The organism is Pseudoalteromonas sp. MIP2626 (assembly GCF_013414205.1).
GTDB lineage: Bacteria > Pseudomonadota > Gammaproteobacteria > Enterobacterales > Alteromonadaceae > Pseudoalteromonas > Pseudoalteromonas nigrifaciens.
Map to the genome: position 1 here is coordinate 1 of NZ_JAATTW010000012.1, position 24,374 is coordinate 24,374.

The following is a 24,374-nucleotide window of genomic DNA, read 5'->3' on the forward strand; positions in this document are numbered from 1 at the left end:
AAAAAGAAAATGGCAGGGCTAGACGATGATTACCGCTCAACCCTGCTAGAGTCTGGGATTAAAATGCGCTAGCCGTGGCCCCGCAGGCGGCGACGAGCTAAACTACTTAACCGCAGGCACCAATTATGGCTGGCCAGTAATTACTTACGGTAGGGATTATTCGCAAGCGCGTATTTCACCTTTTACTCAATACCCAGGCATGCAAAAACCAAGTGTTAATTGGACGCCATCAATAGCCCCATCTGGCATGGCGTATTACGGCTCTAAGCACGCGGCTTTCCCTTCACTACAAAAACATGTGTTAATTACGACTTTGGTTGATAAAAAGCTCTACGCTGTAAATTTAGCTAATGGTGAATTTACCCAGTCTCATATATTCCCAGAGGCCACAGGCCGATTAAGAGATGTGTTTGTAACCACTGAAGGTAATGTAGCAATATTAACCGATGGGGAAGATGCAAAGCTAATGTTAGTTAAATCAAATTAGTTCACAAGAGGGTTAGAGAGACTTCGCTTTTAGAGGGGATAGCGCCTTTTAGTAAGCCGCTTTAATGGGTTTAATAACTCTATTGGGTGGCGCCTTCGGCTTAACCAACCTACCTTTTGACGTAAGTCGGATAAGTGGCGAAGCCACGCCATCCGACAAAAGTGATGAGTTTACTAGAAGCAACCCGACTTACCGCGTTATGCAGTAACCGAAAAGTGTATTAAAGGTAATTACAGAAACTTTACACCTAGTTTTTACCCGATTCTAATTTCTGTTTTAATAATTCAATAAGTTGAATGTTAAGCCCGGTAATTTCACCTTCTAGCACCTTCACTTTAGCCTGCGACTCTTCATCATCTTTACTGCGTAACAATGCAGTTTCTTGCAGTAGTTTTTCAAGCTTTTCTTGTATTTCAGCAATTAGTTCATCAAGGGGGTCACCTTCAGATTGTGATGCTTGATCTACATCTTCATTACCTAATAACTTGCGAAACGCCGCTTGATTTTTATCTTCCAGACTTTTTTCCGCCCCCTCTTCAGATATGTCTACTTGGACGCCTTGAGCCACTCCCTTTTGCACTGTCTCTTTTTCAGAAACGTCATCAGCCACCACCTTTAAAATTTGTTTTTTCGGGTAAGTTTCTAAAGGTTTAGATGTTATGTTAACTGACATTTTATCCATTTTAATACCCTTTATTTAATCAATTATTGCTGGCTATTGTTCAACTATAAAAATAATGCTTTACCAACTATTATTTGTTCTTGCATATAAAATTCATGCCTGTCCTATTTTACTTCTTTCTTCTCGCGATACTCGTGCACTAAATTTTTAAGGTAAAGACTTGTTGAATGGGCAGGATTATCTGTGCGTTATTCATTTTGGGCAAAAACATATTATCGGCAGCAAGAAGCCAAAGGAAAACCCCATAATACCATTATCAGATCATTAGCATTTAAGTGGATAAGAATACTATGTAGGTGCTGGAAAACACATACGCCCTACGATGAATCAACTTACTTAATCGCAAAGAAAAGTAAGGGAGCACCGCTGTTAAAATTTGCGGTGGAAAGTGAGCTTTAGTGCTTGCTGTCCACCTCAGGCCGTGTTGTTATAACTCGCTTGACGCTATTTTCTGGGCAACATATTCAGTAGCAAACTCGCGAAACCTATCTATAACGGTAAGGTTTGGCCTACCTGCTCTTGTGTGATTCTCAATTGCTGTTGATATAGCTAACCGTGCTTCATTTTCTTCATCAATCTCAATGTAACGGTCATTAGAAGAATCAAAATGCTTAATTGCATTTTTATCGTGATTAGCTACTTTCTTCATTTCCTTAAATTCAAATTTAAGGCCGCCTTGTGCAACAGACATATTAATAGCATCTCCAACTAAATCATGTTGCACATCTTGCTCACCAGTTGTTCTAACATACTTGCCATAAATCTCTTCAGCGATACCGGCTAGATTTATTGATGAAAAAATCTCTTGTTGTCAAGAAACTCATCAATAGATGCTTCTAGCATCTGATCTGCAATTACTAATTTATCTACTGACTTTAACATCGATGCCTTAAAGAGTTATAACGAGGCTGTAGATTAACTCGTTTTTTATTTTTTTATTTTTTTATTTTTTATTTTTTATTTTTTATTTTTTATTTTTTATTTTTTATTGATAAAGAAATCATAACTGAGTTCCTATTTTGGTTCAATCGATTACTTATTTTATGCAGAATATAAAGTGGGAGTTTGATGTTGTTTTAATTGGCATTTTGGAAGGTATTACGGGTGTTTAAGTGGCTTTATTTTAGGTTAAAAGAGCTTACTCTTCTTAATGCATCGTGTTTTGCAGCTTTTCTATATTATGAACAAGGCAATACTGTTGCCATTGCTCATTCACTTGACCCCGTAACAGATAAAAAGTCGTAACAAATAAAACAAGTAAAAAGGACAGGCACATATTTTTTGGCAAATAACTGTAACGCGCTAAAGCACGCCCTACATATTAGCTGAACCTTTTTGCTTTTAACCTACAATAAAAAAGCCGCTGTTTATTACAAACAGCGGCTTTCTTTTTAAGCTCACAAGCCTAAAACCTGACTTAAAGTTTACGTTTTATTGCTTGCCAATCACTTCAAGGCCACCCATGTATGGGCGTAATACTTCTGGTACTACTACTGAGCCATCGGCTTGTTGGTAGTTTTCTAGTATGGCTACTAGTGTACGGCCAACGGCTAAACCTGAGCCATTTAGTGTATGTAGTAACTCTGGCTTTTTAGCCCCTTCGCGGCGAAAACGTGCTTGCATACGACGTGCCTGAAAATCTACCATATTTGAACATGATGAAATTTCGCGGTAGGTGTTTTGCGCTGGTAACCATACTTCTAAGTCGTAGGTTTTAGCTGAGCCAAAGCCCATATCACCCATACATAAAATTACTTTACGGTACGGTAGTTCAAGCTCTTGTAGTATTTGCTCCGCATGACCTGTTAACTCTTCAAGCGTTGCCATTGAGTCTTCTGGTTTTACCAGCTGTACCAGTTCTACTTTATCAAACTGGTGCTGGCGAATTAAGCCGCGAGTGTCGCGACCATAGCTGCCGGCTTCACTTCTAAAACATGGCGTGTGCGCAGTTAAACGAATTGGCAAATCGCTTTCGTCGTAAATTTCATCGCGGGCGCTGTTAGTAAGTGGTACTTCTGCTGTAGGGATTAAGCTAAAGCCTGATTGCTGTTCGCCATCGTCGTTTACAAGGCCTAGCGTGTGGAATAAATCGCCCGCAAACTTAGGTAATTGGCTAGTGCCGTATAGACTTGCGCTATTTACTAGGTACGGTACGTACATTTCTGTGTAACCGTTTTTGTCTGTGTGGGTGTCTAGCATGTATTGCGTTAATGCACGATGCATACGCGCTACTTGGCCGCGCATTACAGTAAAGCGTGCGCCACTAATTTTAACGCCCATTTCAAAGTCTAAGCCGTTTAAGTCTTGGCCTACATCAACGTGATCTTTCACGTCAAAATCAAACTTTTTAGGTGTGCCCCACGTTAGTATTTCAACGTTGTCGTCTTCGTCTTTACCTGCAGGTACTGATTCGTCTGGCAAGTTTGGAATTGCTAAGGCAATGTCGTTAATTGCGGCTAATACTACATCTTGCTGCGCTTTTGCTGCGTCTAGCTCGCTACCTAAGTTAGCAACTGCATCTAGTAGCGGTTGAGCGTCTTCGCCTTTGGCTTTAGCTTGGCCAATTGCTTTTGCGCTTGCATTACGCTGACTTTGAAGTTCTTGCGTTTTTACTTGTAATGTTTTGCGTTTTTCTTCAAGTGCCGTGACCGTCGCTACATCGAGTTCGTAACCGCGAGCCGCTAAGCGTGCTGCCGTTTGTTCGATATCTTGACGTAAAAATTTAGAATCTAACATGTTAGTTTTTAACCTTTTTGCATTACTAGCTGAAGGCCCAGCCAAGCCATAAAAATACACACCATCACGTTTAAGATGATATTGAGGGCCATTTTAATAAAGTGACCTTGTTGTAACAACAACAGCGAATCCATTGAAAATGTTGAAAAGGTGGTTAACGCACCTAAAAAGCCAACCCCGATCAGGGCTTTAGCAGGGCTTTCGGCGATTATATCTTTATCTAGTAAACCGTACAAAATGCCCATCAACAATGAACCCAGAATATTAACCGCCAACGTGCCAAAAGGGAATCCCCTACCGAGGAGTTTTAGCATGCTTTCGCTAATAAAAAACCGTAAACACGCTCCTGAGGCTCCGCCAAGGGCGATCATCATATAAAGTTTAATCATTTTCGTATCGTTTAAGTGGGCTTTGCGCGTCGCGCTCTTTTAGGTAATCGAGCTTTTGCTTAATTTTTTGCTCAAGGCCACGATCGCTCGGTGAGTAATACTCCCTACCTTGCATTTCTGGTGGTAAATACTTCTCTCCGGCAGCAAAAGCGCCTTCTTCGTTGTGCGCATAACGATACTCAGCGCCATACCCTAAGTCTTTCATTAAGTTGGTTGGGGCATTACGTAAATGCTCGGGCACGGGGTAACTTGGCTCGTTTTGGGCATCGGCCTTGGCTTGATTAAACGCCATATACACCGCATTACTTTTAGGTGCGCTGGCTAAATAAAGTGTGGCTTGGGCAATTGCGCGTTCGCCCTCGCTTGGGCCAACTCGCTGAAAAATATCCCATGCGTTTAGCGCCACTTCCATAGCGCGCGGATCAGCGTTGCCTATGTCTTCTGTGGCAATGGCAAGTAAGCGCCTAGCTACATATAAAGGGTCGCCACCACCGGCTAAAATACGACAATACCAATACAGCGCGCCATCGGGAGAGCTGCCACGTACTGATTTATGAAAGGCTGAGATTAAATCGTAAAATTCATCGCCGCCTTTGTCGTATTTAGCTAAATGTGTGGGCAGCACTTGGCTAAGTACGTGCTCGTCTACCTTGTATTGGCCGTTTTGCTCTGTGGTTAAATCAACCGCTTGCTCAAGTAAGTTAAGTACTTTGCGCGCGTCGCCACCACTTGCTTGGCACAGTGCTTTTTTTGCGTTGTCGGCAATTATTATGTGTTTTTGGTTTAATTGTTCGTCTTGTTTGAGTGCACGATCTATTACTGTGTATAGGTCGGTATCGGCAAGCGATTTTAAAACATACACCCGCGCCCGCGACAAAATAGCGTTGTTAAGTGCAAATGATGGGTTTTCGGTGGTTGCACCTACAAATATAAACGTACCGTCTTCTATATGCGGTAAAAATGCATCTTGCTGAGATTTATTAAAACGGTGTACTTCGTCAACAAACATTAAGGTGCGTTGGCCACGGCTTTGTAGGTTTTCGCGCGCCTGCGTAACGCTGTCGCGAATGTCTTTAACGCCTGCAGTAACTGCCGACATTTGAATAAGCGCAGCATCGGCATGATTAGCTATTATTTGCGCGAGCGTTGTTTTACCTACGCCCGGCGGGCCCCACAATATTAAACTATGGCAGCGCCCTGCAACAATTGCCTGATGCAGTGGTTTATCAGCGCTGAGTAAGTGCTGCTGGCCAATGTATTCATCAAGCGTTGTTGGGCGCATACGCGCTGCGAGTGGGCGCGCATCGGGCCCAAAGTTAAATCCTAAGTTACTCACCGTTACTCTGATCGTCTATTTCAACACCTTCAGGAGGCGTAAATTCAAAGGTGCTTTTATCAAGCGGCGTATTAACTTGTGCATCATTAAAAGTAAACGACGATAACTGCCCTGAATTATCGGTTACCACTAATTTAGCCAAACCTTGCTCGTTACCAGCAAAGGTTATATCTAGCTGCTCTACTTGGCTTTCTACGCCTTTGTTTGGCGTTACGCTAAAGCCGCTATTTGTAGCCAGTACGCTGTATTTTTCCCACTGCGCTGGGTCTTTTGAGGTAAGTAACACAAACGGCGTTGAATCTATAAGGCTGCTAGTTTGCATAATAGTTACTTGCTCGGCAAAACTGTCGAAGTAATATGTTTTATCCCCATTTGATACAAATAATGTATCGTCTGGATTGGTTTGCTGCCAGCGGATCATCATAGGTTGTTGCAGGGCAATTGTGCCCTCGCCTTGCATTACTGCTTGGCCTTGTTTGTCTGTTACTTTTTGCGAGAACTGCGCTTTAAAGCTTTTTAGCGTTGCGAGTTGATCTTGTAATGCTTGGCTGTCGTCTGCAAAGCTTGGCGTAGCAACTAAGCTGCCAAGTACTAATAACAAGGTGTTAAGTTTTTTCATTAATTTGCTCCATTAGGTACTAATACATCGCGAGCGCCATTGTGGCCAGCTGAACTCACGATACCCGATGTTTCCATTTGTTCTACTAAGCGTGCTGCGCGGTTATAGCCAACACGTAATTTACGTTGCACAGACGACACCGATACTTTACCGGTTTCAATTACAAACGACACGGCTTCGTCGTATAGCGGATCGTTTTCTTCATCTGCGTTTTCGCTGGCTTCACCCGGTAATAAAATATCCTCGTTCGCGTCGCCATTAAGTATTTCGTCTATGTAATTTGGTTTAGCACGGGCTTTCCAGTCGTTTACTACTGCGTGTACTTCGTGGTCGTCTACAAACGCGCCATGCACACGCTCAGGAACACTTGTACCTGGCGGTAAATACAACATATCACCCATACCTAGTAAATTTTCGGCACCTTGTTGGTCAAGTATAGTGCGCGAATCTATTTTACTCGATACCTGAAACGCCATACGCGTTGGTATATTTGCTTTAATTAAACCGGTAATTACGTCTACCGATGGGCGCTGTGTTGCCAGTATTAAATGAATACCTGCGGCACGTGCTTTTTGCGCAATACGGGCAATTAGCTCTTCTACCTTTTTACCTACAATCATCATCATGTCGGCAAATTCGTCAATTACTACCACTATACTAGGTAGTTTTCCAAGCTCATCTGGGCCATCTTTCATGCCATCGGTGTCTTTAAATAATGGGTCCATTATTGGATAGCCCGCTTCTTTGGCTTCAAGCACTTTTTGGTTGTAACCTTTTAAGTTACGTACACCCAAAGCCGACATTAGCTTATAACGACGCTCCATTTCGCCTACACACCAACGCAGTGCATTAGCGGCTTCTTTCATGTCGGTAACTACTTCACACAATAAATGCGGAATACCTTCGTATACCGAAAGTTCAAGCATTTTAGGGTCAATCATGATCATTCGTACATCATCAGGCCCCGATTTGTACAGTAAGCTTACTATCATCACATTAACGCCCACTGATTTACCCGAGCCTGTAGTACCGGCTACCAGTAAATGCGGCATTTTGCCAAGGTCGGCACATACCGGCTCCCCGGCAATATCTTTACCTAAGACCATGGTGAGTGGCGATGGGTTTTGCTCAAATTTAGGGGCGTTTATTACTTCTGATAAACGCACTATTTCGCGATACTTGTTAGGCAGCTCTATGCCTACATAGGTTTTACCCGGAATAACCTCAACAACACGTACACTAATTGCCGAAAGCGAACGGGCTAAATCTTTTGCTAAACCGGTAATTTTAGACACCTTTATACCGGGTGCCAAATCTAGCTCAAAGCGCGTTACAACTGGCCCTGGGTATACTGCTACAACCTTTGCTTGTACGTTAAAGTCGAGCAGTTTTGTCTCTACTAGCCGCGATACTGTATCGAGCTCTTCTTGCGAAATAGGGTTTTTAGCTTTGTCGGGTCTGTCGAGTAAATCAAGCGATGGTAATGGCCCTAGTGGCGGCTCTTGATTAAGTAATTGTTCAAATTTTTCTTTGGCTGTTGGCGGCGGCTGATACGCAGCTTTTGGCTTGTTCATTGGCCTTGCTGGCGATACTACTGTAGTTACAGGCTTTTCTGGCTCTACTACTGGGCTCTGATCAAGTGCATTAAGTGCATTAAGTGCAGCTTCTGTATCCATTGGATCGTCATCTATGGCGCTAAAGCCAATTTCTTGATCGAGAATATCATCTAGCTCGTCAAATGGCATAAATTCGTCGCTAATTTGCGGCTCATTAAATGGCGTTTGCGGTTTGTTAATTGATTTTTGTTTATTTACTTTTTTGGTATTTGTTTCATCGGCTTGCTCGTTGGCGTCTGGTTCAAATTGTGCGTCTATTTGCTGATTATCATTACCAGCTAAACGCTCTCGGTTTAGCCAGCCTTTTACATAATTGCTTATGTAACGATAAAAACGTACGATTAAATCACCTAAATAATCAACAAAATCAACCCACGATACGCCCGTTAATAATGTTAAACCGGCAAAAAAGAAGCACAATAATAGTATTGAAGTACCGGTAAAGTTAAATGCTGGCATCATTGCCGATTCAATCACATCGCCCACTACCCCGCCTGATGAAAAGTTATAAATATCATCAAAATTAATGCTGCTAATAGCGGTAGCTGAGGTAATAAATAAAGCAAAACCAATAACACGCAATGCTAAGGTGGTGTAGTCGAGTTGTAAAATTCGGTGCGGTTGTTTAAATAATAAATAACCAAATATCTGAATTGCGGCCGGTACTAAATAAGCCAACCAGCCAAAAGTGAGTAATAATATGTCAGCAATCCATGCACCCGCAGCGCCAGTAATGTTTTTTACTTCGCTAAAGCTAGTTTGCGACCATGCAGCATCCGCCGGATCAAAGCTGATTAAGGCACATAAAATAAATATTGCTGTAAAAGTGCTGATTATCAGCCCTGTTTCTAATAGCCTTTGCACACCGTTTAGGCGCATAATTCCCTATTCCTCTTTATTATTTTTACACTCACTTAGCAGTGGAATACCTTAGCAGGAAATGTATTTTGTTGCACTTTATCTTAACCTTGATGGCCTGATTATGAACAAGTTTTTATAATTTAAACTTATATTATGCGAAACTAATTATAAATTACTATATTAGCCTATAAATAACACACATATTGTAAATCAGCTTAAGCAACATAGGGGCGAATAATTACGCCTTCCTCGCCTTTTACTTCTTCCATTACTACATAAGTACGACTTTCGCTAACATTGGGTAACTTTAAGAGTATATCGCCCAGTACTCCTCGATATTCTGACATGTCGTTTACCCGCGTTTTAAGTAAAAAGTCAAAATTACCCGATACTAAATGGCACTCTATTATTTCGTTATGCTTTTTAACTGCAGCACTAAATTCGTCAAATACATCTGCCGATGTTTTAGTAATAGTTACCTCAACGTATACCGATAAACCTTGGCCAAGCTTAGCCGGATCAACCACAGCCTTGTAACCAAGTATATAACCTTCTCGCTCCAACTTTTTTACACGCTCTAAACAAGGTGTCGCACTTAAGCCAACTCGTCGGGCCAGTTCCACATTAGATAACCGCCCATCCTGTTGTAATTCCACTAATATTTTTCGATCTATTCTATCTAATAGTGTATGCATACTCACCTAGTTTATTATTCTGTTTAAAAGCCAAAAACAGATATTATCACTATAATATGTTAAAAAAAAGGTAAGACACACTAGCAACTCATGAATATAATAGTGAAAAACTTATCCCGTTCTAACAAGGCAAAATTATGATTATAGGTGTACCTAAAGAAATTAAAAACCATGAATACCGCGTAGGTATGGTTCCTGCTAGTGTTCGTGAGCTCGTTAATCACGGCCACCAAGTATTAGTGGAAACGGATGCGGGTATGGGCATTGGCTTTACTAACGACGATTACGTACAAGCCGGTGCTGAAATTTTAGCAACACCTGCTGATGTATTCGCAAAAGCCGAGATGATAATTAAAGTAAAAGAGCCACAAGCGATTGAGCGTGCCATGCTGCGCGAAGATCAAATTCTTTTCACTTACTTACACCTTGCCCCTGACTTACCACAAACTGAAGACCTAGTTAAAAGCAAAGCAATTTGTATTGCATACGAAACAGTCACAGACTCTCGCGGTGGCCTTCCTCTTTTAGCACCTATGAGTGAAGTAGCAGGTCGTATGTCTATTCAAGCAGGCGCACAAGCGCTTGAAAAAATAAATAAAGGCAGTGGTATGTTACTTGGTGGCGTACCGGGCGTTGAGCCAGCTAAAGTAGTTATTATTGGCGGCGGTATGGTTGGCCGTAGCGCTGCACTTATGGCGGTTGGTTTAGGTGCAAACGTAGTAATACTTGATCGTAACATTGACGTATTACGCGCACTAGACGCACAGTTTGGCAACAAAGTACGCGCTATTTACTCAACTGCCGACGCACTTGAAAAACACGTACTAGAGGCAGATTTAGTAATTGGTGGTGTACTTATTCCAGGTGCAGCTGCACCTAAACTAGTAACTGCTGCGCACATTAAAGCCATGAAACCAGGCTCTGCAATTGTTGACGTTGCCATTGACCAAGGTGGCTGTATTGCTACCTCTAAAGCAACTACCCATGCTGATCCTACGTTCATTGTTGATGACGTTGTTCACTATTGTGTTGCTAATATGCCGGGCGCTGTGCCACGTACTTCTACGTTTGCACTTAACAATGCAACCTTGCCGTTTATTATTAACCTTGCAAACAAAGGTTATAAAAAGGCATTGCTTGACGACGCTCACTTCTTAAAAGGCTTAAACGTAATAAAAGGCCAAGTAACTTACAAAGAAGTAGCTGAGGCGTTTAACATGGAATATGTTGATCCTCGTACTGCGCTAGAAAACGTTTAATTTAGCGTAAAGCACTCAAGCATTAATTTACTTGAGTGCTTTAAACTTTAGAGTAAACATTAGTGCAAACAAAAAAGCAGCTATTAGCTGCTTTTTTGTTGTATAGATTTTAAATTTTATAAGGTTACTTATATAAAACGTTTAATTATAAAATCTACTTTTACACGTTTTGCTTGGCCAAGTAACTTTTTAACCGCTTGCGGATAATCGTCCATGGTTTCTAAATCATCTGGGCCAGTTAAACGGCGACAGTGCTGCAGAATTTCTTGCTTTTCGTTGTCAATATCTTGCATTATTGTTTGCTGTGGATCTTCAATTAAAATACCATTTTCAACATCTAGTCCCCACGCCCGCGGGTTAAGGTTATGACCACTGAGTAAATGTACTTTTCTGTCTGAACAAATGCCTTTTAAATGAAACGAATTACTGTCGTGCTTCCATAGATAAACGTTTAAATTACCGTTATCAATATGGCGTTTTTGTGTTTTAACAAATTTATGCAAAATAGTTTCGTATAAATACGGCAACGCGCCTATTTTACTAAATGGCTCGCTAGGCGGTACATAAAAGTCGTTAGCCGTTTTATCGCCTACTACAATAGTGACTTGCTTACCTTGTTTTAATAGCCGGCGTAATGAGCGCATTAACGGCGCCGGAAAATTAAAGTAAGGCGTATACAACACCAGCTCTTGCTCGGTGGCGTCAAACATGGTTTTAATTAAACGATTAAGTTCGTTATTGCGTCGCCCTAATCCTAAAAACAAACGAATACCTAAGGACTGAGTATTATGCAGCTCGGCGCTGTTATACCTTGCTGTTTTTAAATCACGCATTAATTGCTTTTGATCTAATCTAAAATCATTAAGCTTTGGCAGCGGGCGGCTATCAATACGCGGCACTGCATTTGAGCTAAGTAATGTTGTTTCAATAAAGTCTATTACAGCATCGCACAATGCGTTTTGCGTAACTAAAAAGTAACGATCGAGGCGATAACGGTCGTTATACTCTAAATACACATTATTTATACTCGCGCCGCTATAAAGCAAGGTGTCGTCAATCACAAAACCTTTTAAATGCAATACGCCAAATAACTCTTTCGCTTTTACTGGTACGCCGTATACCTGCACGTTCGATTGAAACTTTTCGAGGTAATCACAATATAAACTGGCATTCCCCTCAGATTTTTCGGCACCAATAAGGCCACGTTGCGCGCGATGAAAATCTACCAGCACTTTTATTTCAAGCGCTGGGTTAGCTAATGACACCTGGTGCAGTGCCTCTAAAACTTCACGTCCGGCTTCATCATCTTGTAAATAAAGCGTGGTTATATAAATTCGTTTTTTTGCGTTGGCAATTAAACGTAGCAATTGCGTACGGTACTCTTGCGCATTGGTTAAGACGTTAAGGTCTTTTGAAGTCAACCCAAATGCGGGTTTTTCCTGCCAAAATAACATAGTTGCCTATTCACTTAGGTCACATAATCTTTCAGTGACAAATCAAAATTAGGTAAAACATATCAAAAAAAATCAAACCGGTCATGAATTAACGCAGTTTTGTTGCGTATTAGTCTATTTATTGAACTAATTTTACTTATTAGACATAAATTACTCCATTTTAAGTACACAATATTGCACAGCTTTAAAATTTGTTAAAAAAATTAATCACGGATTTTGTTTACTTCCTGCTTGTTTTTCTTAGAATCGAGCGCATTACAGAGTGAATTAAACGTTTAGGAAAAAACCATGACTGAAGCAAAACATTGTAAGTTACTTATTTTAGGCTCAGGCCCCGCTGGTTACACTGCCGCAGTTTACGCAGCCCGCGCAAATTTAAACCCAGTATTAATTACTGGTATGCAACAAGGTGGCCAATTAACCACCACTACCGAAGTAGAAAACTGGCCTGGCGATGCGCATGGCTTAACTGGTCCTGCGTTAATGGATCGTATGAAAGAGCATGCTGAGCGCTTTGAAACTGAAATTATATTTGATCACATAAATAAAGTAGACGTGTCTAAACGCCCTTTCACTTTAACTGGCGACCAAGGCACTTACACCTGTGACGCACTTATCATTGCAACAGGCGCGTCTGCTAAGTACCTAGGCTTAGAGTCAGAAACAAATTTTCAAGGCCGTGGCGTATCTGCGTGTGCGACCTGTGATGGTTTTTTCTATAAAGGACAAAAAGTAGCGGTTGTTGGCGGCGGTAACACAGCTGTTGAAGAAGCGCTTTACTTATCTAACATTGCCGATGAAGTGCATGTAATTCACCGTCGTGATAGTTTTCGTAGTGAAAAAATACTAGCCGACCGCCTTGCTGAAAAAGCAGCAAACGGTAATGTGGTAATGCATTACAACCGTACGCTTGACGAAGTATTAGGTGACCAAATGGGCGTTACCGGTGTGCGTATTAAAGATGCAAACTCTGATGCAACCGAAGAGTTAGACCTAGCGGGCGTATTTATTGCTATTGGCCATAAGCCAAATACCGATATGTTTGTTGGCCAACTAGAGATGAAAGACGGCTATATAATTGTTGAGTCGGGCCTTAATGGCAACGCTACACAAACTAGCGTACCAGGCGTATTTGCCGCTGGTGATGTGTCGGATCATATTTACCGCCAAGCAATTACTTCAGCCGGAACAGGTTGTATGGCAGCATTAGATGCTGAGCGCTTTTTAGATAATCTATAAGCTGTTAAGTGTTTAGTGAAAAAGGCTGATAAATCAGCCTTTTTTATGTCTAAATTATAGTTACACTTTTGTTATTCGTTTTTATTGAAGTATTGTATGAAAAAGCAGCTGTACCAGCTAAGTAATACCGATATAGCATTTCCACCTATAGAGTGCGCTCTCGACTCCCCCGACGGTTTACTCGCTATTGGTGGCGATTTAAGTTTAGCGCGGCTAAGTAACGCTTATAATAATGGTATATTTCCGTGGTTTAGCGAAGACGAGCCAATAATGTGGTGGTCGCCCAGTGAGCGCGGCATTGTAGAGCTTGATAATTTTCATATTAGTAAAAGCCTGCGCAAGCATTTAAAAAAGCACCCGGTCACCGTTACTATAAATAATGCCTTTATTGAAGTGATTGAAGCATGCTGCGAGCAACGCATTGATACCGATGGTACGTGGATAACCTCTGACATGCTCACTGCGTACATTAACGCCCATAACGCAGGCATTGCTCATAGTGTAGAAGTGTGGCGCGAGGGAGAGCTTGCAGGTGGCTTATATGGCATTATGCAAAATGGTGTTTTTTGTGGCGAGTCGATGTTTCATCATCAAACAAACTGCTCTAAGCTGGCTGTGTGGGCGTTGGTTAATTGGCTTAAGCGCCATAACGCGCATTTTATTGATTGTCAGCTCGAAAACCCCTATTTAATGTCATTAGGGGCGACAGTGATCCCACGCCCTGCATTTTTAGCTAAACTACACGCAGCGCAAAATTATAAAGTAGACCCTGCTATGTGGATACCACAGGAGCTTAACGCTATTTATGAATGAACATATTCCTGCACGCGCTGGTTTAAGCCAAGAGTTTGCTTGTAGTTATTTACCCAACCGCCAAGAGCAGTTATTGGTCATTCTTGATCCAAGTTGCTACAGCAGCGATAAATTTGAGTCTTTGCTGGCGTTAGGTTTTCGTCGCAGCGGTAACCAAATTTACCGCCCGCACTGTCCAACTTGCAGCGCATGTAGCTCTGTACGTGTATTAGCACAAGAGTTTATTGAGACAAAATCGCACAAACGTAAACTAAACAAAGCAAAAACACGCTTTGAAGTTAAATATTCTAACCAAGAGCGCCCGCAATACTACGCGCTGTACAGTAAATATATTAGTTTGCGCCATCAAGACGGTAGTATGTATCCTCCTGATAAAACACAGTTTCAGAGTTTTTTATTATGCAGTTGGTTAAACATCACTTTTATAGAACTTTGGGATCAAGACAATTTAGTTGCAGTTGCCGTAACTGATTGTATGGACAAGGCTATTTCAGCTATTTATACTTTTTTTGACCCCGACTATGAGCAGTATAGTTTGGGTACTGTGATGATTTTACAGCAGCTAATATTTGCTAAAGCACAAAATAAGCACTACGTGTACTTGGGCTACCAAATAGACGAATGTCCTAAAATGAACTACAAAACGCAATTTTTACCGGCGCAAAAACAAGTCAAAGACCAGTGGTTGATTATTTAATTTGCAAAAATAGCCGCTGCGCCTTTACTTATTGGCGTATTTTGGGCAGAATCTGCAGCGTTTAACTATTAAAGAGGTGTTACGCTAAACATGGCGAAAGAAGACGTAATCGAAATGCAAGGGACAGTCCTTGATACTTTACCAAATACAATGTTCCGAGTTGAGCTAGAAAATGGTCACGTAGTTGTGGCTCATATTTCAGGCAAAATGCGCAAAAACTATATCCGTATTTTAACCGGCGATAAAGTAACGGTAGAAATGACTCCTTACGATTTATCGAAAGGTCGTATCGTATTCCGTGCTCGCTAAGTAAGTGCGTAAACGAGATTTAGTTTTTGGCTAGTTTTTCACTAGCTTTAAGCGTTTATTAAATGTAATTGATGGATATTAACTAGCAATTACATTTAATAAACAAAAAACCCAGCTTTGCTGGGTTTTTTGTTGTCTATAAAACATTACAAAAAAAGGCCTGCTTTTTAAAAGCAGGCCTTTTTATTTAACTCATTTAGCGCATATTAAACTAAGCTGGTGTTAAATCACTTTGATAATCAAAGCGAATTTTTTTATCTTTAACCGATACTTTAACCGTACCGCCTTCAACAAGTTCACCAAAGAGTATTTCGTTGGCTAATGGTTTTTTAAGCTGCTCTTGGATAATACGTGCCATAGGACGTGCCCCCATCGCTTTGTCGTAACCTTTGTCAGCCAACCATTCCCGTGCTTTAGCACTTAGCTCAAGATTAACTGACTTTTTATCCAGTTGCGCTTGAAGCTCTACAATAAACTTATCAACCACAAGTAAAATAACGTCTTTATCAAGGTGATTAAACCAAATAATGTTATCTAAACGGTTTCTAAATTCTGGTGAAAATACTTTATTAATTTCACCCATTGCATCGTGCGTATGGTCTTGCTCGCTAAAACCAATTGACGCACGCGTTGTTTCTTGCACGCCCGCATTGGTGGTCATTACCACGACTACATTTCTAAAATCGGCTTTGCGGCCGTTATTATCAGTTAATGTACCGTGATCCATTACTTGCAACAATATGTTGTAAATATCTGAATGCGCTTTTTCAATTTCATCTAACAGTACTACCGCGTGCGGGTTTTTAATTACCGCTTCAGTGAGTAACCCACCTTGCTCAAAACCAACATAACCTGGTGGCGCACCAATTAGTCGACTTATTGCATGGCGCTCTACGTACTCCGACATATCAAAGCGAATAAACTCAACACCCATACATTTAGCTAGCTGTTTAGTTACCTCGGTTTTGCCTACCCCTGTTGGGCCTGCAAATAAGAACGACCCTACCGGTTTTTCTTCGTTGGCTAAACCAGAGCGCGATAAGCGAATAGCCGATGTAAGCGCATCAATAGATTGATCTTGCCCAAACACCAACATTTTTAAATTGCGGTCTAAGTTTTTTAGCGTTTCTTTGTCGCTAGATGACACACTTTGCGGTGGAATACGCGCCATTTTAGCCACAATGTTTTCTATATCGGCAACGCCAATGGTTTTTTTACGTTTAGAGCTAGGCAATAAACGTTGGCTTGCACCGGCCTCATCAATTACGTCAATTGCTTTGTCGGGCAAATGGCGTTCATTAATATATTTTGCACTTAGCTCTGCCGCTGCTTTTAACGCTTTTTGCGTATAACGAATGCCATGGTGCGCTTCGTAACGCTCTTTTAAACCATTTAATATTTTAGTGGTATCGGCAACACTCGGCTCAAGCACATCAATTTTTTGAAAGCGACGTACCAAAGCACGGTCTTTCTCAAAAATATTTTTGTACTCGTTATAAGTTGTCGAACCCATACAGCGTAATTGCCCACTAGAGAGTAGCGGCTTAAGTAAGTTTGATGCATCCATAACTCCACCCGATGCCGCGCCGGCACCAATAATGGTATGAATTTCATCAATAAATAAAATAGAACCCGGTTGTGCTTGCAACTCTTTTAGTAAGCTTTTAAAGCGTTTTTCAAAATCGCCACGGTACTTAGTACCTGCCAATAATGCGCCCATATCAAGCGAGTAAACAACTGCATCGGCAATTACTTCGGGTACTTGCTTATTTACAATACGATACGCTAGGCCTTCTGCAATTGCTGTTTTACCAACACCTGCTTCGCCTACTAATAATGGGTTGTTCTTTTTACGACGACACAACACCTGCACAGTACGTTCTACTTCACTATCGCGCCCTATTAATGGGTCAATGTGGCCTTCGAGCGCTTGTACGTTTAAATTAGTGGTAAAGCTGTCGAGCTTGCTCGCTTCTTCGCTTTGCACTTCTTGTACGTCTTCGTGAATATCGTCGGTGTCATCGCCTAATTCATCATCGCTTTTGGCAATGCCATGCGAAATAAAATTAACAATATCAAGACGTGATATATCGTGTTTTTTAAGTAAATAGACTGCTTGGCTTTCTTGCTCAGAAAAAATAGCCACCAGCACGTTTACGCCTGTTACTTCGTTTTTACCCGATGATTGCACATGAAAAACAGCACGTTGCAATACACGTTGAAAACCAAGTGTTGGCTGAGTTTCACGCTCTTCTTCTAAATCTGGAATAACTGGTGTGGTTTCGTTAATAAACTCAAGTAGTTCAGTTTTTAACTCTGCAACATTTACTGCACAGGCACTTAGCGCTTCCCCAGCAGATGGATTGTCCAAAAGCGCAAGTAAAAGGTGTTCTACCGTCATAAACTCATGACGACGTGTACGCGCTTCGCGAAACGCGCTGTTCAAAGTAAGTTCTAAATCTTTATTTAGCATTGGCAACCCCTTACAGAGATAATAATTTTATACCATTACAATCGAACGAAAGATCATTCGCTTGGTATTTATTCCTGCTCACAACTACATAGCAGTGGATGCTCGTTATCCCTTGAATACCGGTTAACTTGTTCAGCTTTTGTATGGGCTACATCTGAGCTAAATACGCCACAGATCCCCTTCCCTTGTTGATGAATTTGCAGCATCACGTCGGTTGCTCTATCGCTATCCATATTAAAAAACGTCATCAGGACCTCAATCACAAAATCCATCGGCGTGTAATCGTCGTTATTTAAAACAACTTTATATTTTCGCGGTGGTTGCAGCTTTTGCTTTTCCTTGTCGCGAACGATGTCTATAACACCTGAATCTTTCATACCACTCATAATTAAATATAGTCTTGTCTTTGTAACTCAAGCAAACTTGAATAAAAAAATAAATAAAATGTTAATAAATAGATCAAAACACTTGACTGACTGGCTAAATAAACTACAGTCAAACATAGATTGATTAAACCTTAGTCAGTCTAGCAAATTATACAGTTTAGATTAACTAAATTAGTGAACTTATAGAAGGATGTAGAAGTATGGCTTGTGGTAAAGTCAAATGGTTCAATAATGCCAAAGGTTTCGGTTTCATCGTAGAAGACGGCTGCGAGAATGATATTTTCGCTCATTACTCAACAATTGTAATGGACGGCTATAAAACACTTAAAGCTGGTCAAGATGTAACATTCGAATTAGAACAAGGCCCTAAAGGCTTACATGCTAAAAATATAGCGCCTAACGGTGATATTATTGAGTGACTGTTATTTTGTTCTACTAAAGCGAGTGACCTGCTTAGATCCTCGCTTAATTCCTTCAACATCTTTTTTATCATCTCTTCTTCTGTATTAATAGCCTCATTATCTGCAAATTCAACCCTTTTCCTTGAATTTATTTTATCTACCCCAATATTTTCTGTATTGAATGTTAAATATCAATTTGTATTAAATACACGGGCATACCAATAACATTAAATTAATGAGTAATTTCGACGCAAAACAAATGGCTTAACAATAGGGTTAAACAATGTATCCCATTGTTTTACCTTAGTTATTTTAAAAGTAACCAATAAGTCATTTAATACGCAAGCATGCTCATATTTTTAATAAAATTGGCATTTACTATAGCGACAAGTAAAAAAGCTTAATAATTAAGCATAAATTTAAATGTATAGTTATTCTATATGAAAATTTTAATGCCATTATGAAACTTTAGTCCGTTAGAACGATCAATGTTTTTAATTCAATTGGTATAACTACTTGGATGGTGCTTGCAAAAACTAGCCCTTTTAAACCAAGCTTGTTACACTCTTTACCCTAAAAATAACGTATTAACGCTAGCCTAAAGGCTAATTTATTTTTATTAAATGTTTAGTTATAAATACGGTACTAGCTGGTCAGGTGTGACTATTTTGCTTTATATAAATATAGGGCAATAAACACCTAACTGACTGCTCGTTGCTCCATTATTAACGCTTTAATGTATTACCAATACTGGTGGCAATGATTTCTTTGCATTGTTGAATATGGTCGTTATGGCCAACTATCTAGGAATGATGATGACATCAAAAATTATCTATACAAAAACGGACGAAGCTCCGGCACTCGCAACTTATTCGTTGCTACCTATCATCCAAGCATATACAAATGCGGCAGGTGTTGAAGTTGAAACTCGCGATATTTCATTAGCAGGTCGTGTAATTGCAAGCTTCCCTGATTATTTAACACCAGAACAACGTATTAACGATGCACTGGCTGAACTTGGCGAACTGGCTAAAACACCAGAAGCTAACATTATTAAATTACCAAACATCAGCGCCTCTGTACCACAGCTTCGCGCGGTAATTAAAGAGCTTCAAGCTAAAGGTTATGCACTTCCAGAATACCCTGTTGAGCCTAAAAACGATGAAGAAAAAGCAATTCAAGCTGCGTACGACAAAATTAAAGGCAGTGCAGTAAACCCAGTACTACGTGAAGGTAACTCAGATCGTCGTGCACCTGGTTCTGTAAAAGAATATGCACGTAACAACCCGCATTCAATGGGTGCGTGGAGCAAAGATTCTGAATCTTACGTTGCTAGCATGAGCGAAGGCGACTTTTTTGGTTCTGAGCAATCAGTAACTGTTGATACAGCCACTGATGTGCGTATTGAACATGTTGCAACTAACGGCGACGTTACTGTGCTTAAACAAAGCACACCGCTTTTAGCTGGCGAAGTTATTGATGCATCAAGCATTAGCGCTGCTAAACTGCAAGCTTTCTTAGCTGCCGAAATTGATGCAGCTAAAGAAAAAGGTGTATTATTCTCGCTGCATATGAAAGCGACAATGATGAAAGTATCTGACCCAATTATTTTTGGTCACGCTGTAAAAGTATTCTACAAAGATGTATTTACCAAGCATGGTAAACTTTTTGAAGAGCTAGGTGTTGATGTAAATAATGGTTTAGGCGATGTGTACTCTAAAATTCAAACATTAGATGACGCTAAGCGCGAAGAAATTGAAGCAGACATTCAAGCTGTTTACGCTAACCGCCCCGCTATTGCTATGGTTGATTCTGACCGTGGTATTACAAACTTACACGTACCAAGTGACGTGATCATCGATGCATCTATGCCTGCTGCAATTCGTTCAAGCGGTCAAATGTGGAATAACGATGGTAAATTACAAGACACTAGCTTTGTAATTCCAGATCGTTGTTACTCAGGTATTTACCAAGCAACTATTGATTTTTGTAAAGAAAATGGTGCGTTTGATCCAACAACTATGGGTAGCGTTCCAAACGTTGGCCTTATGGCGCAAAAAGCAGAAGAATACGGTTCACACGACAAAACGTTTGAAGCTAAAGCAGACGGTTCAATCCGTGTTGTTGATGCAAACGGTACTACTTTACTTGAGCACAGTGTTGAGCAAGGCGATATTTGGCGCATGTGTCAGGTTAAAGATGCACCAATCCAAGATTGGGTTAAGCTTGCAGTAAACCGTGCACGCGCAACGGGCGTTCCTGCTATTTTTTGGTTAGACGAAAACCGTGCACATGATGCGCAGCTAATCAAAAAAGTAAATAAATACCTACCAGAGCACGATACAGCTGGCCTAGATATTCAAATTTTAGCACCGCTTGAAGCAACTTTATTCTCTTTAGCGCGTATTAAAGAAGGTAAAGACACTATTTCTGTAACAGGTAACGTTTTACGTGATTACCTTACAGATTTATTCCCAATTTTAGAGTTGGGTACAAGTGCTAAAATGCTGTCAATTGTTCCACTTATGAACGGTGGTGGCTTATTTGAAACTGGCGCAGGTGGTTCTGCACCGAAGCATGTGCAACAATTCGAAAAAGAAAACCACTTACGTTGGGATTCTTTAGGTGAATTTTTAGCACTTGCTGCATCGCTTGAGCACCTAAGCGTAACGACGGGTAACAACAAGGCACAAGTACTTGCTGACACCCTAGATAAAGCAACTGGTACTTTCCTTGCAGAAAACAAGTCGCCTTCACGTAAAGTAAAAGAAATTGATAACCGTGGTTCTCATTTCTTCTTATCTTTATTTTGGGCACAAGAACTTGCTAAGCAAAATGACGACAGCGAACTTAAAGCGCAGTTTACGCAAATTGCTAGCGACCTTGAAACTAACAAAGAACAAATTGTTAGTGAGCTAAACAACGCTCAAGGCCCAGCGGTAGATTTAGGCGGTTACTTCCAGCCTAACGACGATGCTGCTTTTAAAGCGATGCGTCCAAGCACTACCTTTAACGATATTCTTGCTAAATTAGTATAATATTGAAATGAATTTAAAAGCCGCTTACTTGCAAAAGTAAGCGGCTTTTTTATGTCTAAAATTTACAAATAAAAAGGCCGCTATTTATAAAATAGCGGCCTTTTTAGTAGTAGCTTTAACCTCCAATATATAGGATGTTTAGCTTAGTTTCTGATTACTTAGTATATGCGCGTGGCATACTTGACTCAGTTGTATAACGGTCACGCAGTTTATCTTGGCGAGATTGTGTAGATACCTCAACCCCATTAATAAACATTTTGCTCACGTGGCTGCTAAGCTCAAACGGATCATTGCTCCACATAACCACATCGGCCGCTTTACCTACTGCTAGGCTGCCTGCATTAATGCCAAATACATCAGCCACGTTTGCTGTAACTGCTTTTAACGCACCTTGTTGGCTCATACCATACGATACAGCATTACCCGCATCAAAACGTAGCTGGTAAACATTATGACTGGCATCACCGCCCACTGTTAGCAGTACTTTTACGCCGGCCTTTTCAAGTAATCCTGCATTATTTAAACTCGCATTTAATGAGTCAAAACTACCTGGCAAACTATCCATAGCACTAATGATCACTGGAATGTCTGCTTTAGCTAAACGCTCTTTAACGACAACAGCATCTTGCGCACCATTAAGTACTAAGTTAATGCCAAACTGCTGCTTTACTTTAATAAGCTCAACTATATCGGCAGCGCGAGATACATTAACGATTAATGGCATTTCACCGCTAAGTACTTTAACCATTATTTTATCTTCGGCGGTTGGCTTTTTGTCATCTTTTTTAGCTTTTTTATCGGCTTTAGTTTGATGTTCATCTAGCTTATTTATAAGTGTTTGCAAAGTAAACGCACGCGAACCTTTGCGGCGCTCACCTAAATTAACCACTAGTGCCACTTGTTTTTGCAGTACGCTTTCAAAGCTACCACTTAAATCAACTACACTTGCAAGGCCTGCAAAAATACTCTCGCCGCCCTGTGGGGTGATCACATCGCGTGTAATTCCGCCTTTACGTGCGTAAGGAATTAACCCCGAGTGGCCGTTAAAAGCTAAACTTGCATCAAAATCAATACCGGCTTTTTCATCGCCGCCATCGCGTGAGCCTGCAACCGCACCTACTTCAACTAAACCTAATTGGTTAATACTGGCAATAAAGCCAGGCGTTACTATTTGGCCCTTAGCATCAATAATTTTGTCGGCTTTTACAGCGCTTGGATTAATGGCAGAAATTTTGCCATCAGTCATTACAATGCTCGCGCCCTCTAATACACCTTGCTCTGTTGAGGTGTGTAATGTGGCGTTAATAATTGCCAGTGACTGCGCATTAACCGCGCCTGCTGCTAATAACCCTGCAGCAACCAGAGAAAGCGAAAACGAACGTGATAAATTTTTCATTCTGGGTGCTCCTTATTGTTGACCTAACATAAAATCACTTGTTGCCTGATACGTGCTATCGTTTCTATCGTAAACTTTTGCACCATCAACAAACACTTGCTCAGCTTTAGCGTAAACACTAAACGGGCTTTGGTTCCAAATAACCACATCGCCCTGTTTACCCGCTTCGAGTGAGCCTGTTTTATCATCAATTCCTAGTGATTTTGCCGCATTAGCAGTGATCCACTTAATTGCGTGTTGCTCCGAAATATCAAAACCATTTTGATTAGCGCGGAACATTACCTTAGCAGCCTCTTGATTTAAGCGCTGAATAGTCGTATCTGAATCAGAATGAACTACCGCACACGAGTTTTTAACCGCATCAACAATGGCCACATTTTCTTGCACCATGTCGTAGGCTTCCATTTTAAAGCCCCACCAGTCTGGCCAAAGCGCAGCACATGAACCGTTTGCAGCTAGCATGTCAGCAATTTTATAGGCTTCTATACCATGATGAAAAGTACCCGCGTGATAATTAAATTCTTTTGAAAGGTCAATCATCATCGCCATTTCTTCTGCTTTATAGCAATGGTTATGAATGCGCACTTCGCCCTCTAACACTCCTCGCAATGTATCGTATTTAATATCGCGGGTAGGTGCTGCTGGGTTTTTACCCGCTGCATAATCGCTATCGTATTTATCCCACGCGCGTTTGTATTCTACAGTTTCGGCCCATGCCATTCTGTAACCGGCCATGTTCCCCATACGGGTTGACGGTAACGTGCCTTTACGACCATAAACGCGTTTTGGGTTTTCGCCACACGCCATTTTTAAGCCGTACGGCGCATCTGGAAATTTCATTGCTTGCATTGTATGCGCTGGTACGTTTTTAAGTGTTACGCCGCGCCCACCAAACAAGTTAGCAGAGCCAGGTAATATTTGTAGTGAGGTAATACCGCCTTCGCGAGCACGGTTAAAGCCTGGATCTTGTGGCCAAATAGAGTGCTCTACCCATACTTCTGCTGTATTTGGGCTGGTCATTTCGTTACCGTCTTGATGCGACTCAACTGAGGGGCTTGGATATGCACCTAAATGTGAGTGAACGTCAATTATACCCGGTGTTACCCACTTGCCTTGAGCATCAATTGTGGTATCTGCTGATGCAGTTAAATCTTTGCCTACTTGTTGTACTTTACCATCAACAAGTAATACATCGGTATCATCTAAGCGCTCGCCCGTACCAGTTAATACAGTGGCATTAGTGATCAGCGTGCTTGATGTAGCAACCACTTTATAAGTACTTGGGTAAGGGTTTTTGTTTATTGTTATTTTATCGTCTTGTGGGCCGTTTTCTTGGCAACCAACAAGTGCAGTTGCTAAGCCAATAGCTAACAATGAGGGAGCAAATTTTTGCATGTTATTCGGTTCTCCTGTTTTTTTGCTACTTTAGCTAAAGCTAACTAATAAAGCTAAAAAAACAGGCCAAAAACCAATAAATTGAGATGAGTT

General features: G+C 41.0%; 20 protein-coding genes and 1 pseudogene. 8 read left to right on the forward strand and 13 right to left on the reverse strand.

The window, feature by feature from the left end; all coding sequences use genetic code 11:
• Nucleotides 1-76 precede the first annotated feature (76 nt).
• Nucleotides 77-487: pseudogene (locus HC000_RS07495) on the forward strand (PQQ-dependent sugar dehydrogenase); the annotation flags it as partial.
• Between the two features lie 247 nt (nucleotides 488-734).
• Here HC000_RS07495 and HC000_RS07500 read toward each other — a convergent pair.
• From HC000_RS07500 to lrp, 8 genes are all read right to left on the reverse strand, one after another.
• Nucleotides 735-1,169 (reverse strand): hypothetical protein, encoded by a 435-nt coding sequence (locus HC000_RS07500; RefSeq protein ID WP_179807339.1) that lies wholly within the window; start codon nucleotides 1,167-1,169, stop codon nucleotides 735-737.
• Between the two features lie 427 nt (nucleotides 1,170-1,596).
• Nucleotides 1,597-1,893 (reverse strand): hypothetical protein, encoded by a 297-nt coding sequence (locus HC000_RS07505; RefSeq protein ID WP_179807340.1) that lies wholly within the window; start codon nucleotides 1,891-1,893, stop codon nucleotides 1,597-1,599.
• Nucleotides 1,894-2,600: 707 nt separating this feature from the next.
• Nucleotides 2,601-3,905, reverse strand: a complete 1,305-nt coding sequence (gene serS, locus HC000_RS07510) for a serine--tRNA ligase (RefSeq protein ID WP_058373536.1) — start codon at nucleotides 3,903-3,905, stop codon at nucleotides 2,601-2,603.
• 8 nt (nucleotides 3,906-3,913) lie between these two features.
• Nucleotides 3,914-4,294, reverse strand: coding sequence for a fluoride efflux transporter CrcB (crcB, locus tag HC000_RS07515; protein WP_041454454.1), 381 nt, complete (start codon nucleotides 4,292-4,294; stop codon nucleotides 3,914-3,916).
• A complete protein-coding gene (locus HC000_RS07520; protein WP_179807341.1) occupies nucleotides 4,287-5,630 on the reverse strand; it encodes a replication-associated recombination protein A in 1,344 nt (447 codons plus the stop codon). Before HC000_RS07520 ends, crcB begins: the two co-directional genes overlap by 8 nt.
• Entirely contained in the window at nucleotides 5,623-6,249 is a 627-nt protein-coding gene (lolA, locus tag HC000_RS07525) for an outer membrane lipoprotein chaperone LolA (protein ID WP_089368369.1), read from the reverse strand. The genes HC000_RS07520 and lolA overlap by 8 nt, the downstream gene beginning before the upstream one ends.
• A complete protein-coding gene (locus tag HC000_RS07530; protein WP_179807342.1) occupies nucleotides 6,249-8,744 on the reverse strand; it encodes a DNA translocase FtsK 4TM domain-containing protein in 2,496 nt (831 codons plus the stop codon). The genes lolA and HC000_RS07530 overlap by 1 nt, the downstream gene beginning before the upstream one ends.
• Before the next feature lie 197 nt (nucleotides 8,745-8,941).
• Nucleotides 8,942-9,421 carry a leucine-responsive transcriptional regulator Lrp gene (gene lrp / locus HC000_RS07535; RefSeq protein ID WP_011328394.1) on the reverse strand — a complete coding sequence of 160 codons (480 nt, stop codon included), beginning with the start codon at nucleotides 9,419-9,421 and terminating at the stop codon, nucleotides 8,942-8,944.
• A gap of 137 nt (nucleotides 9,422-9,558) precedes the next feature.
• Between lrp and ald the strand changes: the two genes are divergently transcribed.
• Entirely contained in the window at nucleotides 9,559-10,680 is a 1,122-nt protein-coding gene (gene ald, locus HC000_RS07540; RefSeq protein WP_179807343.1) for an alanine dehydrogenase, read from the forward strand.
• A gap of 128 nt (nucleotides 10,681-10,808) precedes the next feature.
• Here the strand turns inward: ald and pssA are convergent, their stop codons facing one another.
• Nucleotides 10,809-12,134: a CDP-diacylglycerol--serine O-phosphatidyltransferase gene (gene pssA, locus HC000_RS07545; RefSeq protein ID WP_011328396.1), complete on the reverse strand. Its 1,326-nt coding sequence runs from the start codon at nucleotides 12,132-12,134 to the stop codon at nucleotides 10,809-10,811.
• 288 nt (nucleotides 12,135-12,422) lie between these two features.
• Here pssA and trxB point away from each other — a divergent pair, with 288 nt between their 5' ends.
• The 4 genes from trxB (at nucleotide 12,423) to infA (ending at nucleotide 15,192) form a co-directional block, all read left to right on the forward strand.
• Complete coding sequence (gene trxB, locus HC000_RS07550) at nucleotides 12,423-13,373, forward strand: thioredoxin-disulfide reductase (RefSeq protein WP_011328397.1); 951 nt, start codon at nucleotides 12,423-12,425, stop codon at nucleotides 13,371-13,373.
• A gap of 96 nt (nucleotides 13,374-13,469) precedes the next feature.
• Complete coding sequence (gene aat / locus HC000_RS07555; RefSeq protein WP_179807344.1) at nucleotides 13,470-14,186, forward strand: leucyl/phenylalanyl-tRNA--protein transferase; 717 nt, start codon at nucleotides 13,470-13,472, stop codon at nucleotides 14,184-14,186.
• Entirely contained in the window at nucleotides 14,179-14,883 is a 705-nt protein-coding gene (locus tag HC000_RS07560) for an arginyltransferase (protein WP_179807345.1), read from the forward strand. The genes aat and HC000_RS07560 overlap by 8 nt, the downstream gene beginning before the upstream one ends.
• 90 nt (nucleotides 14,884-14,973) lie before the next feature.
• Nucleotides 14,974-15,192 carry a translation initiation factor IF-1 gene (infA, locus tag HC000_RS07565; RefSeq protein ID WP_002962494.1) on the forward strand — a complete coding sequence of 73 codons (219 nt, stop codon included), beginning with the start codon at nucleotides 14,974-14,976 and terminating at the stop codon, nucleotides 15,190-15,192.
• Nucleotides 15,193-15,403: 211 nt separating this feature from the next.
• Here infA and clpA read toward each other — a convergent pair whose 3' ends face one another.
• Both clpA and clpS read right to left on the reverse strand, forming a co-directional pair.
• Entirely contained in the window at nucleotides 15,404-17,665 is a 2,262-nt protein-coding gene (gene clpA / locus HC000_RS07570) for an ATP-dependent Clp protease ATP-binding subunit ClpA (protein ID WP_179807346.1), read from the reverse strand.
• 68 nt (nucleotides 17,666-17,733) lie between these two features.
• Entirely contained in the window at nucleotides 17,734-18,042 is a 309-nt protein-coding gene (clpS, locus tag HC000_RS07575) for an ATP-dependent Clp protease adapter ClpS (RefSeq protein WP_011328401.1), read from the reverse strand.
• A 209-nt stretch (nucleotides 18,043-18,251) separates the two neighbouring features.
• Here clpS and cspD point away from each other — a divergent pair, with 209 nt between their 5' ends.
• Both cspD and HC000_RS07585 read left to right on the forward strand, forming a co-directional pair.
• Entirely contained in the window at nucleotides 18,252-18,470 is a 219-nt protein-coding gene (gene cspD / locus HC000_RS07580; protein ID WP_011328402.1) for a cold shock domain-containing protein CspD, read from the forward strand.
• 797 nt (nucleotides 18,471-19,267) lie between these two features.
• Nucleotides 19,268-21,490: an NADP-dependent isocitrate dehydrogenase gene (locus HC000_RS07585; protein WP_011328403.1), complete on the forward strand. Its 2,223-nt coding sequence runs from the start codon at nucleotides 19,268-19,270 to the stop codon at nucleotides 21,488-21,490.
• A 154-nt stretch (nucleotides 21,491-21,644) separates the two neighbouring features.
• On the opposite strand, the gene HC000_RS07590 is transcribed toward HC000_RS07585, so the two are convergent.
• On the reverse strand, nucleotides 21,645-22,886 hold the full coding sequence (locus tag HC000_RS07590) for an amidohydrolase family protein (protein WP_089368373.1): 1,242 nt from the start codon (nucleotides 22,884-22,886) through the stop codon (nucleotides 21,645-21,647).
• A gap of 12 nt (nucleotides 22,887-22,898) precedes the next feature.
• Complete coding sequence (locus tag HC000_RS07595) at nucleotides 22,899-24,281, reverse strand: amidohydrolase (RefSeq protein ID WP_011328405.1); 1,383 nt, start codon at nucleotides 24,279-24,281, stop codon at nucleotides 22,899-22,901.
• Between the last annotated feature and the right edge of the window lie 93 nt (nucleotides 24,282-24,374).